This window comes from Paenibacillus sp. FSL H8-0175, assembly GCF_045040615.1.
Taxonomy (GTDB): Bacteria; Bacillota; Bacilli; order Paenibacillales; family Paenibacillaceae; genus Paenibacillus_AQ; species Paenibacillus_AQ odorifer.
The window spans coordinates 3,411,904-3,427,479 of record NZ_CP150299.1 but is presented as its reverse complement, the minus strand read 5'-3'; the positions used below and the strand labels follow the sequence as shown (position 1 = coordinate 3,427,479).

General features: G+C 42.6%; 10 protein-coding genes and 1 pseudogene. 5 read left to right on the top strand and 6 right to left on the bottom strand.

Features of this window, described 5'->3' with window-relative positions; all coding sequences use genetic code 11:
* Positions 1–20: 20 nt before the first annotated feature.
* The 5 genes and pseudogenes from MHH46_RS15340 to MHH46_RS15320 all read right to left on the bottom strand — a co-directional run.
* Positions 21–860, bottom strand: coding sequence for a carbohydrate ABC transporter permease (locus MHH46_RS15340; RefSeq protein ID WP_076190388.1), 840 nt, complete (start codon positions 858–860; stop codon positions 21–23).
* The gene (locus tag MHH46_RS15335; RefSeq protein ID WP_076125692.1) at positions 860–1,759 is read right to left on the bottom strand and encodes a carbohydrate ABC transporter permease; all 900 of its coding nucleotides are present in this window, start codon (positions 1,757–1,759) and stop codon (positions 860–862) included. Before MHH46_RS15335 ends, MHH46_RS15340 begins: the two co-directional genes overlap by 1 nt.
* A 57-nt stretch (positions 1,760–1,816) precedes the next feature.
* Positions 1,817–3,172, bottom strand: a complete 1,356-nt coding sequence (locus MHH46_RS15330; protein WP_076125694.1) for an ABC transporter substrate-binding protein — start codon at positions 3,170–3,172, stop codon at positions 1,817–1,819.
* Positions 3,173–3,390: 218 nt separating this feature from the next.
* Complete coding sequence (locus MHH46_RS15325; RefSeq protein WP_254848956.1) at positions 3,391–3,720, bottom strand: 2-keto-3-deoxygluconate kinase; 330 nt, start codon at positions 3,718–3,720, stop codon at positions 3,391–3,393.
* A 113-nt stretch (positions 3,721–3,833) separates the two neighbouring features.
* Positions 3,834–4,040: pseudogene (locus MHH46_RS15320) on the bottom strand (formylglycine-generating enzyme family protein); the annotation flags it as partial.
* 154 nt (positions 4,041–4,194) lie between these two features.
* Between MHH46_RS15320 and MHH46_RS15315 the strand changes: the two are divergent.
* Together MHH46_RS15315 and shc are read left to right on the top strand one after the other, a co-directional pair.
* A complete protein-coding gene (locus MHH46_RS15315; RefSeq protein ID WP_076125698.1) occupies positions 4,195–4,641 on the top strand; it encodes an OsmC family protein in 447 nt (148 codons plus the stop codon).
* Between the two features lie 134 nt (positions 4,642–4,775).
* On the top strand, positions 4,776–6,668 hold the full coding sequence (gene shc / locus MHH46_RS15310; RefSeq protein WP_076125700.1) for a squalene--hopene cyclase: 1,893 nt from the start codon (positions 4,776–4,778) through the stop codon (positions 6,666–6,668).
* 1,236 nt (positions 6,669–7,904) lie between these two features.
* Here shc and spoVB read toward each other — a convergent pair.
* Entirely contained in the window at positions 7,905–9,461 is a 1,557-nt protein-coding gene (gene spoVB / locus MHH46_RS15305; protein ID WP_076190389.1) for a stage V sporulation protein B, read from the bottom strand.
* Between the two features lie 476 nt (positions 9,462–9,937).
* Between spoVB and MHH46_RS15300 the strand changes: the two genes are divergently transcribed.
* From MHH46_RS15300 to MHH46_RS15290, 3 genes are all read left to right on the top strand, one after another.
* A complete protein-coding gene (locus MHH46_RS15300) occupies positions 9,938–13,417 on the top strand; it encodes a glycoside hydrolase family 2 (RefSeq protein ID WP_076190390.1) in 3,480 nt (1,159 codons plus the stop codon).
* Between the two features lie 493 nt (positions 13,418–13,910).
* Positions 13,911–14,597 carry a response regulator transcription factor gene (locus MHH46_RS15295; protein ID WP_076190391.1) on the top strand — a complete coding sequence of 229 codons (687 nt, stop codon included), beginning with the start codon at positions 13,911–13,913 and terminating at the stop codon, positions 14,595–14,597.
* Between the two features lie 49 nt (positions 14,598–14,646).
* A complete protein-coding gene (locus MHH46_RS15290; RefSeq protein ID WP_405132620.1) occupies positions 14,647–15,573 on the top strand; it encodes a sensor histidine kinase in 927 nt (308 codons plus the stop codon).
* Positions 15,574–15,576 lie beyond the last annotated feature (3 nt).

Genomic DNA, 15,576 nt, shown 5'->3' with positions numbered 1-15,576 from the left:
AAGATTCCTATCCCATTGCTTTAACCCTTAACTGCCCCGGCAATAATGTTTTTTTGGACTTGATTACTTAGGAACAAGTAGATAATGATCATGGGTAGTGTAGCCACAACCATTCCTGCGAACATAGGTCCAAATTCTGTGGCATAGGCACTTTTAAACGAATTGATGGCGACGGTAATTGTTGCTAAGTCAGGATCATTAATGAATGTATTGGCAAACATCAGTTCGTTCCAAGCGGATAAAAAAGTAAAGATGGAAGTGGTTACGATAGCCGGCTTTACAAGCGGAAGCATAATACGGAAAAAAACCTGATAAATATTGCAGCCGTCTACAACGCTGGCTTCTTCCAACTCCCCTGGCAGCGCTCTAAAGAAACCAATCATGATAAAGATTGTAGTAGGAAGTGCACTAACGGTATAAGGAATGATTAAGGCCCAAGGCGTATTCAGCAAGCTTGTCATTTTTAACATCTGAAAGACAGGTAGCAGCGTAGCATGAACGGGGATCATCAATCCCAGCATGAAGAAAGTAAGCACCACATTATTAAGCTTCCACTTCATTCTTGCGACAGCAAAAGAAACCATTGCCGATAACAGAGCAGAAATAATGACAGTTACCGTTGTATACATAAGGCTGTTCAAAAAGTTACGTGCGATATTCGCCTTAAAAAGTGCGTAGTCGTAGTTCGCCCACCGCCACTCATTAGGCAAGCCCATCACATTTGAGCCTGTAATTTCTATGTTTGTTTTAAAGGAGGAAAATACAAGCCACACGAGCGGATACAGTTGAATAACTGCGAAGATTAGAAACGCAATCTGCAAAACAACCTTTGGCCAGCGGCGGTTATGTGTTGTTGTCATTAGCTCTCCTCCTTATCATCGTAGGTTCTGATCAATTTTTGTAGAACTAAGTAGAAAAAGAGACATTCCACAACCATAAACACGGCCATCGCGCTGCCGTACCCATACATATTGCGATTAAAAATCGACGAATACATCAATGTACTTGGAACACTAGTTTCCGGTGTAGGGTAGCCATTGGTCATAATGAAGACTAAATCGAAAAACTTCAATGATCCCAAAACAGCAAATATGACGCATACCTTCAGGATCGGTGAAATAAGTGGAATAGTGATAGAGAAGGCGGTTCTTATACTTGATGCTCCGTCAATTTTCGCAGCCTCGTACAAATCTTCAGGAATCCCTTTGATGGCAGCGTACATTAGAAGCATATGGTAGCCGATATATTGCCAAACGATTGGAATCATAACACTTATTAGTGCAGTTCCGCTTTCCGTTAACCAATCATGTGTCCAGGAGGACAAGCCTAGTTGATTGAGTATCGTATTCAGCAAGCCATATTCAGGCTGATAGATTTTCAGAAACATAACCCCGATGACAGAGGAGGATACCAAGACTGGAATGAAATACAAAGTACGATACAGCTTTTCACCCCACACCCCTCTGGCAAGAACCAGAGCGAGCACCAGAGCTATCGGAAGTTGCATGAAAACAGAAAGAACTGCCAGATACAACGTATTAAGTATCGAATGATTAAAATCCATGCCGTACGTATCTGCAAAAAATAAATCCTTATAAGAAGCTAAACCAATAAATTTAGCCGGTTGTATCCCATCCCAGTCCAGCAGACTGTAATACATAGACTGAAGGATCGGGAAAAAACCAACAAGAATGTATAAAATCAAAGCAGGAACAACAAATACGGCGATAGCCTTTTTGTTTCCGAATACTTGATGCATGCTTCACTCCACCTTAAATCGATCAGGCGGCGAACAATTCTCGCCGCCTGACGCAGATTATTGTCCTTGATTAACCTTGCTCTGTAGTTCTTTCGTGTAGTCTTCAGGTGTTGTTTTTCCGGCGACGAATTTCATCAGCGAACCGAACATAGATTCAGTGTCATTACCATTCAGCATTTGATCCCACCAGTAGGAGAAACCAGTTGCTGATGAGGACAATTCACCAATTTGCAGAGCCAGTGGATTCATTTGAGAAGTGTCACCTACATCAACTTTCCATGCTGAGGAGCCTGAACCAGCCAGAAATACTTCTTTAGACATGGTCTCAATAAAGAACTTGTATACTTCCCATATTCTTTCCTTGTTTTTCAGATCGGCATTGAGCACGAATGTTTCACCCGAACCTCCGAACCACTCGTCGGCATTTCCTTTCCCCCCTGGAATGGTTGGAAATTTAATCGGTACCACTTTACCTTTGACCAGAGAGTTATCATCTTCAATCTGTCCGTTGACCCAAGCGCCCATGAACATCATAGCTGCTTTGCCTGATAGGAACATATTTGTCGCGTCATCATAAGAAGTTCCAACAAAATGTTTGCCGAAGGAGTCCGCATCAATCAATTGTTTGTATTTCGCAGCAGCTTCTGTGAATTCAGCTGTGTCGAATGATCCTGTTTTCGTTAAAGCGGCATTTACAGCATCCACGCCTGCCATCCGGATGGCTAGAATCGCGTTCCATTGCATTGCTGGCCATCTGTCTTTAGCCCCAAGTGCAATCGGCTGAATGCCTTTTGCTTTTAGTGCTTCAATCGCAGCAACAAGCTCATCCCATGTTTCCGGAATTTTCGCTCCTGCTTGCTCAAATAGTTCTTTATTGACGTACATTTGAGCAGTAGCTATATTGATCGGCAGACCGTAAAGCTTGCTATCGAAGATGAAATTGTCTGTCGTACCTGGTACAATTTGGTCCAGCGTTCCATCTTTTGCGAGATCATCAATGGACAAAATCCGGTTCCCCGCTATAAATGGCTCAGAGAATCCGCCACCCCAGGTGTAAAAAATGTCGGGCAGCTCATTGGCGGCTGAAGCCGCTTTCACTTTTGTTTTATAAGATTCGCCCCCAACACCCACATGCTCGATTTCTATATTAGGGAATTTAGCCTTGGTTGCCTCAAGTGCTTTATAAAAACCAACAAACCCGCCGTCTTTAGAATTTGGATCCGCGAATTGGGACCACATAGTAATCTTGAGCTTCTCTTCCGCCGCAGAGGTTTTTCCCGTTTTGCCTGCGTTTACATTAGCCTCAGAATTCACGTTATTCCCGTTGTTCCCACCACAAGCAGTGATAAGCATGGACATAGCCATCAACACTGTTAGAGTTAGGTTAATCCTTTTTTTGTTGACTTTTTTCATTCTTTTTCGCCCCCCATTTTTATATTGCTTACAGGACTAATTATATAAATCAATTTATCGAGTGAACATGAAAGCGTTTTACTTAATGATGTATTCTCTTTACATTAGACATTTTTCTTTATTTGCTACACATAAAGAAGACCTCTGATTTCTTCAGAAGTCTTTTTTTCATTCATATCAAAACCTAGGGCATGAACACCTCTATATAGCTGAGTGGCTTAGGTTCTATCTTCTCTATTATCAGAAGTTATCTCATGAATCTGAAACATATTTATGAACTCATCGATGATCGCTTCCGTAGCTTTTAGTTCACCACTAATGACTTGTTTTGTCGTTTCAATCTCTGACTCTTTTAGCTGCTGCTGCAACGCCGAACGATTAATCATTAGCTTGTCCAAAAATGCGATAGCCCTAGCACGACGAAAGGTCTGAGCGCTTTTGTGAGGATGCTCCGAACCCTCCTTGACTCCATTTATATTCATTTCTCCATGCTCTCCGTATTCTCGATGCTCGTTATAACCGTGCTTATCTATGTGCCCTTCGCACATAATTATTCCCTCCTCTAATTCCACTTACAAATCCATAACTCATTAATAAGACCGGGCAAGATGGAAGCCGTCTGACTCCTTATCCCAAGTAATGTATATACCATCTTCACCTATATATTCACAACCGGCTTTAGATCTCCATGTGATGAGTTATTAATTATAGCATTGTATAGATCCTCAGTTACAGGATAGGGTGCAAGAAGAAACGGTTTGATTTCTGCTTTCCATCTACGCTTTATCCGATCGTCTCTTAATTCTATTTCTCCCCCTAAAATTTGCAACCTAGGATAGTCCAAATAGCTCTCAATTTCGGTCGACACTCTAGTTGCCTCCTAACTATTATTTTAATCATGTATTGACGGGTATACAGAATAGAACTATAATCTATACAATTCCTAGAAACATACTATGAATTACAAAAAATAAGAAACATTAAATCATCCTTAGTTTGTCCACAAGAAGGAGTGTAAACACATGCCAAATGTTCAAACTTTCAAAGCAACTGCTCATTTGCAAGACGGCGTAAAGGTCGTTACTAATGCAAGACAATTCGAGCTGGTCATCGATGAACCGACAAGTCTAGGGGGCACGGATACAGGAATGAATCCTGTTGAAGCTTTGCTCGCTTCTTTGGGTGCCTGCCAATCCATTGTAGCTCGGGTCTACGCCTCTAAATTTGAGGTGGAGCTTGAAGATTTCAGAGTAGATGTGGAAGGTGACTTGGATCTCGACGGATTCTTCAACCGCTCTGAAGTACGTCCTGGCTATTCCGATATTCGGTATACATTCTACATAAAGACTCCATCCCCTGCTGAGAAGGTCGAACAGTTCGTACAATTTCTGGAGAGCAAATGCCCTGTAGGTGACACCATTGCTGCTCCGGTTAATCTCAAGCTAAATCGTATTGTGATTGAAAATTAACCGTTTTATAATGCTAAGAGGGAATGTAAAAAGGGCTGCAAAGTTGCTTAAAAGCGACTAAGCAGCTCTTTTTCATGTCCTGTTCTCCGACTTCATATAATGTTAAAAATGATGCCTTCGGAGGAACCCAAAACATGACGGATATACTAAGTAAAGTAGATGAAGAAATCGAACGTTTGTCAACGTTCTTGCTACAACAGCAGAAGGATGACGGCTCATGGCATTTTTGTTTTGAGAACGGGATTGTGATCGATGCTTATATGATCATTCTCTTTAGAGTGTTGAACCTACAGAATGAAACGCTCATTCGGCAGCTACATGATCGCATTCTTGATGCACAACAGCGAGAGGGTTGCTGGCAGTTATATAAGGACGAAGAAGCTGGGAACTTATCCACATCAGTCGAAGCTTATTATGCCCTGCTCTATTCTGGATACAGTAAGATAACAGACGAGCCAATACTGCGGGCTAAGCGTTATATACTGTCTAAAGGTGGTTTAGGCAAAGTCACAAGTATCTTAACTAGAGTCATACTCGCCGCAACGGGTCAAAGCAAGTGGCCTTTAGCAATTTCTTCGATTCCACTGGAGGTGCTTTTGTTTCCCTCTTACTTCCCTATTAACTATTTCGAATTCTCTGGCTACTCTAGGGTACACCTCACTCCTATGCTCATTATGGCCGATCGGCGATTTTCGATCACTACAGCCAATGCTCCTGATCTGTCAGATCTTATAGAGACACGATTGGATACAGATGAATCGCCTACCCGTGGATATCAGGAAATGCAGGATGTTATTCAAATGGGTTTGAGCAGATTACTCGGGAGTCCACACTACATACATGAAGCTGCCAAAAACAAAGCGGAACAATATATGCTCCAGCGAATCGAATCCGACGGTACCTTTTACAGCTATGCCAGCAGTACGATTCTTATGGTTTTTGCCCTGCTTGCTCTCAATTATGATCGGCAGCATCCAATAATTACACAGGCCATTCAAGGTCTCACCGCACTGCAATGCCAATCAAATCGTAATACTACAATTCAAAACTCTCCATCTACAATATGGGATACAGCGTTAATCTCCTATGCTTTACAAGAGGCTCAAATTCCGGTTGATCACAAAGGAATAAAACACGCTGCAACTTATCTTCTGGATAAACAGCATCATAAACCTGCTGATTGGAGCATCCATAATCCGGATATAGTTCCCGGTGGATGGGGATTCTCTGAGTCTAATACAATCAATCCGGACGTAGATGATACAACGGCAGCCTTGCGAGCCATCCGAAGCTTATCAACCATTCACCCTTCATATCTGGAATCATGGAATCGCGGACTGAGTTGGGTCCTATCGATGCAAAATAACGACGGCGGTTGGCCGGCATTCGAAAAAAACACCAATAAAGAAATGCTCACTTGGCTCGCTATCGATGGTGCTAAATCTGCAGCCATTGATCCTTCGGAAGCAGATCTTACCGGACGAACTTTGGAGTTTCTCGGAAACTTCGCTGGTTTAAATACACAACACGAGTTCATTAAAAGGGGTACAAAATGGCTGATTCAACATCAGGAGAAGGATGGTTCGTGGTACGGAAGATGGGGTGTTTGTTATATTTATGGCACTTGGGCATCATTAACAGGCCTGCAGGCTGTTGGGCTCCCTATAAATCATGATACATTGCAAAAAGGAGTGAAGTGGCTTCTAAGCATTCAGAACTCGGACGGCGGTTGGGGGGAGTCTTGTCACAGCGACCGGCTACTACAATATGTTCCTTTAGGAGAAAGCACACCTTCACAAACCGCCTGGGCACTTGATGCGATTATCGCCGTTCAGCCAGAGCCAACAGCTGCGGTGGAAAAAGGAATTCAAAGACTAATCACGTCTATTCATGAAGAGGATTGGAAAACTTCTTATCCCACTGGCGCTGGTCTCCCCGGTAATTTCTATTCCAATTATCATAGTTATCGGTATATCTGGCCACTACTCACACTGAGTCATTACAGAAAAAAATACGGTCAAGGTTAGTACTCGGTAATACTCGGTAATACTCGGTAATACTCGGTAATACTCGGTAATAACTAGCGTTGTCCTGCTCCACTTTTTAACTGTCTCGTAAAAGCTTGAATCGCACCATTTGCCGTCCTTTACGACAAACTCTCCTTATCAGTACTTACTTAATAGTATACATCTCCATTACAGTCAGTCCGTAAACGGGTACGAACCAGTAACGCAACCAAATCATTCATTAAATGCCATGGGATTGGTATATCAGCTCCCCTACCCTCTCCAATAACTTGCTCCAGTACGTATTCATCTGTTCAAACTATACTACATGTTTTCTTTCCATAAAGACCGCCTACTATTTCTTTTAGTAAAAAACAGCAGAGCAGCGATCATCCGTTATAGGAGAATTGTTGCTTTGCTGTTATGAACCGGGGGTAGAATGCTTTTGTCCGTTGTACCTACCTCTAAATCACCCAGTCTTGATCAAGTTTAGAGCTTTTCGGACTCAGAAGACGCTATTTGCTTGTTTTTAGGATTTTTAGTTAGGTTACGGACTCCAGTGCAACTATTCCTCAAAAAGAGAGCCATTTTTGGTTTTTTTCATGGTAATAACTGCGATGGGGTCCGATAAAATTCCAAATGTAAGCTAAATCTGCTCTTAAGGTCAGCTGTGTCCGATAGAAAATACGTGTGCGAAAAATGTTACCTAATCAATCCAATTTGCTATTTGGAGCAGCCCTATAGAAATCACTTAGATTACTTATGAGATAGATTCCATTTTTGCATGGAGTCAATTGAGCGTAGTTAACACATAGTCAATCAGGCGCAATCTCCGATAATCAAGGATCGCTGCCTGATATTTTGGATCACTGGCGTTTTGCCTGAGCAAATTATGACTGTAACTTCTGATATCCCCACTCCGTATATTTGTAGCGCAAGATTTTAACGCAATCTGATGAAATAACTGCATTTTATACACTTAATCCATATTGCTAGGGAATAACTCCGACTTTAACTGCATTCTATACAATTAAAATCAAGAGACATCACCTAATAGGCTTTAACTCGTGAGAATAGATGTAAGAAATACAGCTATTTTCAATGTGTAACTATTTTGAACGATTATAGCTGCACAAAATACAGTTAAACACCTCGCTGCTCCCCATCCATTACCTTCATCCGCCCCCATACTGGTACAAAGAGGGTTGCATCATTACTCAATTTACTTTTTGGAGCATGCTACCGAAATATCTCCTTTCAAGAAACAGGTGTAATCGTTGGTGGTTTCGGTGCCCTTTCCCACGCATGGGTTACCTGCAATGTTGCTGCATAGGTGATTAACGAAACAAGCAACGCTCCGAACAGTTGAATAATCTGCCCCAGGTCCAATCGCTCCAGAATTCCGTGAGCCGCCAACCCGCTAAGCGCCATGACAATTCCTCCTGCTCCAACCTTGAATACAATACGAAAGTCAAAATAAAATCCGATCGTTCCTGCCACAGATAAAAAATTCAACAGTGTCAGCAGCAAGAGCCCCAGTCCGAATCCCATGGCCACCCCTTCGATTCCAATATTAGAACCTAGAACAAAGATCGCAATCACTTCAAAGACATTCGTAAGAATATGATTCCACATAACCGTTGATGCTTTCCCCAAACCAAGCAAAATTGCTTGCAGTGGCGCTCCGAAATAATAAAGAAAAAATAAGGGTGCAATTAACCTTAGCAGCTCGCCCGCTTCTGGCGAATGATAGATCATAGTTGTTAAGGGTACAGCCCATAAGTACAGTATGATTGTACATGGGAAACCTACTATAAGCGCGGATCGCATAGCCATATCCATCCGATTATGCATAAGCTTGCTATTGTTGCTCACACTTGCTTCGCTGATCGCCGGAATTAATGCAGTCGACAACGATTGTGTGAAGAAGCTGGGGAGAAACAACATGGGAAGAGCATAACCCGCCAGAAGTCCGAATTGCTTGGTCGCCATCTCAACACCTACACCAAACAGTACTAGACTTTTCGTAATCAGCAGTGGTAGAAAGGCATGATAGAGCGAATGAATAAAACCGCTGCCTGTCATCGGTAAGCCGATGCGCAGCAAATCTCTCAACGTACTGTCTCCTTTAAGTGAAATTCTTGACGTATGTGGTGGAGAGGTTTTGACCTTACCTCGATTTGCCCATTTGAAAACAGCAAACAAATAGAGCAAACCAAAACCTTCCCCAACAACGGATGCAGCCATTGCACCAGCAGCCGCATAGGCAATACCGTAGGGCAACAAAACGTTGACAACACCGATAATGACAATGATTTGCGCCAGATTCTCAATAATATCGGAAAAGGCAAGTGGGTTCATGTTCTGTTTTCCACGAAAATAACCTTTCAGTACAGCAGACATCGCAATAATTGGAATGATCGGCGTAATAGCAACCATAGCATAATACGCCCGCTGATCGGCCAAAAAAATCGATGCGATCCATTTGGAGCCAAATAGAGCCACTAAAGTTAATATAATACTCAACGTACCCGTAATGCTTAAGGATACTGTGAGAATACGCTTTACTCGCGCTTCATCCTGCTTAACCTCAGCTTCCGATACAAGCTTTGAAATCGCAACAGGAAGCCCCAGCTCTGTCAGCGTAATAAATAAGGGAAGCAGTGGATGAGCAATCATAAGCAGCCCTACTCCCTCTGCTCCCAAAAAACGTGCCAGCAAGACTCCGTTCAAAAAACCAAGCCCTTTTGTGAAAAATGACGACACGGTTAATATGAACGTGCCACGAATAAAACTTTGTTTACGCATCCCCATTTATACGCATCTCCACCTATGGTTTGTCCTGTCCTTCTTTCTAACTTATTCGAACAAACACAAGTACATGCAGACAAGTATTTGTAAAGTATTAAATCAGCGATAAGCCCAACACATCTTAGCCGGTGTACCAGGCAATTTCCCTCACTTCACTTTCATTAGCTTCTGTAGCGAAATCATTTTTCATAGACCAGAGATACTTCTCTGCATCATTTATTAGTACTGTTTTTGTATAAATTTCATCCTCCGCAATAAAAGATATATTAAGAAATAAATAGATAATTTACCAATAGCATGTTATCATTTTGAATGCGATTTCAATAGCGTTGTTATAACAGTTTTTTTACTCTTCTTCGTGAATGTCTTTTTGCAAAATCTTTGATATGATAAAAAAGAGTACAAAAGTCTTTACGGAAATCATTCACATCGTTAATAACCACTTCTAAATTTTCCAAAGATAAAGGAGAACTTCTTTCATGAGTCAGAAAACAAGATTAAATAATGACTGGTTATTCAGCAAACAGCCGCTTAAGTCCACTTTAGAATCGGTGATAGCAGCTGATTCGGAGTGGATCGACGTAACCTTACCCCATGACTGGCTAATTTTTGATACACATAATCTATATGAAAGCGGAGAAGGCTGGTACCGTAAAAGCATAGTTATAGATGAGAAAGTGCCAAATAGTCGTGTCTCGCTTCGTTTTGAAGGCGTATACATGGACTCCACTCTCTATGTGAACGGCCATATCGCAGGCGTCTGGAAAAATGGATACTCGACTTTTGAAATAGATATCACGCCATACATTATTGAAGGTATCAACGAAATCTATGTTCAAGTGGTTCATGAGTCTCCTAATTCACGCTGGTATTCCGGTGCGGGCATCTATCGCAGTGTATGGCTGAAGACGTATTCAGGGACACATATTGTGCCTGATGGTATTTATATCTCTACTCACAAAAAAGAGGATTCCTGGAATGTTGAGGTAGATACCGAAGTCTTGTGCAATGATCTATTGCAAAGCGAAAAGCACTACATAATTCGTCATAGTATACTGGACGCTTCAGGTATCTGTATCTCTCATGCAGAAAATGAAAGTCCAGTACAAGTCGGGTCTGCTGTATCCAGCTCTGCCCTCTTATCCGTCAATAATCCAATGCTCTGGGATATTAACCAGCCTTACTGCTATTCCCTAAAAACGGAGCTGCTGGAGAATGATCAGGTAATTGAAGAAGAAATCCAAACCTTCGGATTCCGTACGATGGAGTTTGACAGCCAACAAGGTTTCTTTTTGAATGGCCGAAAGGTGAAGATTCATGGCGTATGCCAACATCATGATTTGGGATGTTTGGGGGCTGCGGTGAATAAGGCAGCTCTAAAAAGACAGATTATCCTCCTGCAGGAGATGGGCGTAAACGCTATTCGTACGGCCCACAATATGCCAGCCGTTGAACTGATGGAATTAGCGGATGAGATGGGCGTGCTCATAGTTTCCGAAGCATTCGATATGTGGGAACGCAGTAAAACTCCTTTTGACTACGCCAGATTTTATCCGGATTGGTGGAAACAAGATATTGCCAGCTGGGTACGCCGGGATAGAAATCGCCCCTCCATGCTCATGTGGAGTATCGGAAATGAAATATACGACACCCATGCCGATGAACGCGGCCAAGAGTTAACCATAGAATTACGTGATCTGGTGCAGGTTCATGACCCTAAAGGAAATGCAGTGGTTACTATCGGTTCCAACTATATGCCATGGGAGAATGCACAGAAATGCGCAGATCTAGTGAAGTTCGCAGGGTATAACTATGCCGAAAAATACTATGACCAGCATCATGAGGAACATCCCGACTGGATTATTTATGGTAGTGAAACTTCGTCTACTGTACAGAGCAGAGGCATCTACCACTTCCCTTATGCTCAGTCTGTATTGTCTGACGATGATGAACAATGCTCAGCCTTAGGGAACAGTTCTACTAGCTGGGGTGCCAAAAACACAGAAGCTTGCATTATCGCAGATCGTGATGCGACCTACTCGCCTGGACAATTTATTTGGACTGGATTTGACTATATTGGGGAGCCGACCCCGTACTTCACTAAAAACTCGTATTTCGGTCAACTGGATACCGCGGGATTCAAAAAGGATTCCTATTATATTTATCAAGCAGAATGGACGGATTACAAGGTCGCCCCGATGATTCATATTTTTCCGTACTGGGATTTCTCTAAAGGGCAGCTTATTGATGTGCGAGTATGCTCCAACGCACCACAAATCGAATTGTTCTTTAATGATCAATCCATGGGCACGGTTAACATTGACCATAAACATGGTAAAAAGCTGCTTGGGGAATGGCAGCTCCCCTATAGCGATGGTACTCTGCGAGCAGTCGCTTATGATGAACACGGAGTGCAGATCGCTGAAGATACGGTAACTTCTTTCGGAGATTCGGCCACTGTGGTCATGAATCCTGATAAAACTCAGTTGACTGCTGACGGATCGGACTTGGTATTTGTTGAGATCTCGACTCTCGATCAAGAAGGACGTCCCGTGGAGAATGCCAATAATCGTATTAAAATCTCTGTAGAAGGGCCGGGGCGTCTTGTTGGTTTGGATAATGGTGACAGCACTGACTACGATTCATATAAAGGAACAAGTCGCCGGATGTTCAGCGGCAAATTGCTTGCGGTCATTGCCTCTTCATTGGAGTCAGGTACAATCGTTGTACGTGCATCTTCCCATGGCTTACAGTCTGCTGAGCTTACACTGACTTCCGAAGCACGAGAGCTAGATCATTCTAAGGACGAAGAGCTTATACTTTATCAGCATTCGTCACAATCACTATCGGATGTGAGCGAGTTATCCCAAAACTATTTATCAGATGAAATTCCCGTTCGCAAGCTGGAAATCATATGCCCGCAAGGAAATCAACTAACGAAGGACACCCGTTCACTTCCGGTTCGTGTGCAAATTCATCCAGAGAACGCAACCTATCAGGAAATTGAATGGCGAGTTACGAATGCTGCCGGTATTGACGCTAATATAGCCGTTCTTGAGGCAAATGGGCATGAAGCAGTAATTTCGGCTTTGGGAGACGGAAACGTCTATGTACGGTGTGCAACGAAAAACGGTGCAGATCAAGTGCGCCTGTATTCGCTTATGGAATTCCATATTCGAGATATGGGAGCTGCCTTTTTGAATCCTTATGAGTTTGTTTCCGCTGGTTATCATAGCAATACGAGCCGGAACTTAACAAATGGGAATGAACGCGGAGTGGCTACTGCAAGAGAAGGAGAAAGCTGGATCTGTTTTGACAACATCGATTTCGGTGATTATGGAGCTACTGAACTTACCCTTCCTATCTTCGCGCTAGATAACGATAAATATACGATTGATATATGGAAAGGTACACCGGATGCTCCAAACGCAGCTCTGCTGACACAGGTAACCTATCAAAAACCATCCATATGGAATGTATATCAAGAGGAGACCTACCCATTACCTGAGCGAATAAAAGGTGTCACCACCCTTTGTTTTGTTCTTCATAAAAAGATTCATCTCAAGGGCTTTCAGTTTAACAAGCCTTTAAAAGCGTACGAACAACTTAACGTTCTAGAATACAATCAGATTTATGGGGATTCCTTTACGCTGGCAGATGGACAAATCAAAAATATTGGTAACAACGTCTCTCTCATCTTTAAAGATATGGACTTCGGTCATACTGGAAGCACTAAACTAACCTTATGCGGGCATTCGCCTATCGATAAAAATACTCTGCATATTCTATTTAGCGGACCAGAGGGTGAAAAGAGACAGCTTGTGGAGTTTACACAGTCAAGTGATTATTGCGAATTAGAATTTGTATTGGAGCGCATAACCGGTCCGCAAACCGTCACCTTTATATTTCTACCGGGGAGCCAGTTTGATTTTAAGTGGTTCCAGTTCCAAGCAGAGTAAGGTATTTTCAACTTTAAACTAGATGGATAGCTTTATTACAGAACAAATCCCCTGCGCATTTGTCACGGTTCAATAAGGATGTTTTCGGCTTTTGAGATTTGCCGTAGGATTATCAAGTCCTACGGCTTTTTTCTTGTTTTAAACCTTTTATCAGACATTGCTTTTGAAATTCATCCTTAATTTGCAGACTCTTTTCTTTCGAGAGATTTCTTCCTGTTACATTTAGCTTCATACTATTTAACCCTATTACATTTTAGCGTTCATATTTCTGCCTTTAATATAAGTTTACACACCCTTTATTTTTTGTTTATACCTCGGACTGTATGTTTCTGTCAAAAGAAATATAATAGATCTAAGGAGGTGTTATGCATAGATTATATAACGACAAAGGAATCAGCGAAAAAATGGGAAATACTTGCCTTGTTCCAATTGACGCTAAAAACCCGGCTAACGGACGATATAGTTGCAGTAAAGTAAAGGACGGTGCAAATAAATGAACCAGATATTTTTGGTTGAGGACGATAAGGCAATCGCTAAAAACCTTGTGCTTCTGCTCCGCTCAGAGGGATTTACAGTCTCTCATGTCCCTACGCGGAGTGAAGCCCTTACCGCGCTTGCCGGAAATAAATTTGACTTGGCGTTGATTGATATTTCTTTGCCTGATGGAAATGGCTTTGCGGTTTGCACGGAAATCAAAAAAACGCAAGATATTCCCATAATCTTTCTGACGGCTTCTGGCGATGAGTCAAGTGTTGTTACCGGGCTGAACATGGGCGCGGACGACTATATCACTAAGCCTTTTCGTCCGCGTGAATTGATTGCACGAATTGGAGCCGCCTTGCGAAAAAGTGGGCGTTCCATATCTGATTTTAAAATTCACGGGCTTCATGTCGATATGGCAAGTGGCATTGTGGAGAAAAACGGTAGCGAAGTCTTTCTTTCAGCATTAGAATACCGCTTGTTGCTGATGTTTATTAGCAATTCGAAAAGTATTATCACGAGAGGCAGGCTGCTTGACGAATTGTGGGACGCTGCAGGCGAGTTTGTCAATGACAATACACTGACCGTGTACATCAAACGTTTGCGGGAGAAGATAGAGAACGATCCAGCAAGTCCGCAAATTATTCTGACTGTTCGTGGGACGGGATATAGATTGGGGAACGAGTATGCTTCGGAATAGAGAGTTTCGACATTTTGTCATTTTGTTCTCCTTAATTGCCACCTCCGCTGTGACGCTGGGATTTGCAATCAATATGACGGCGGGAATCCTTACCACTACCTCTACCGCCGCTTTTGGCATAGCGTTTTTCGTGTTTACCAAAGCCCGATACATAAGCATTGCACGGATTTCACATCAAATCGACCTTGTGCTTCATAATGCTGACCTTCTGTACATTGAAGAGTCGGACGAGGGCGAGCTTTCTATTCTGCACAGCGAGATAACAAAAATGCTACTGCGCATTCGGGAGCAAAACGATGCGCTGAAAAAAGAAAAAGAACATCTTGCCGATTCGCTGGCCGACATAGCCCACCAACTCCGAACCCCACTCACATCAGCCAACCTCATTCTGTCTTTGTTAGAGAATAGCCCTAATGAAAACGAACGGAAAGCATTTATACGAGAAACAGAAGAATTGCTTGTGCGGATGGATTGGCTGATTACTTCTCTACTAAAATTATCTCGCTTGGACGCGGGCATTGTGGTATTCCAAAACGAGCAGATAGATGTAGATAGCTTGATACGCTCCGCCCTTCGCCCGTTCCTAATCCCAATAGAACTGCGCTATATTGATTTGCAAATAGACGTGCCGAAAGTAGTACTTATTCAAGGCGATCCAGGTTGGATTTCGCAAGCAATTCAAAACATCCTCAAAAATTGTATAGAAAGTGCAGGCGAGCACGGGAGGATTGAGATTGATTGTACGGATAACCGGTTATTTACCGAGATTGCCATCCACGACAGCGGTGCGGGTTTTCAGAAAGAAGATTTGCACTGCTTGTTTGACAGGTTTTATCGCGGGAAAAACCCAAACGCTACAGGATACGGGATTGGATTGGCTCTCTGCAAGATGATTATAACGCGGCAAGGAGGAACGATTACCGCAAAAAACCACCCGCAAGGCGGCGCAATCTTTACCATTCGTTTCTCAAAGTGACAG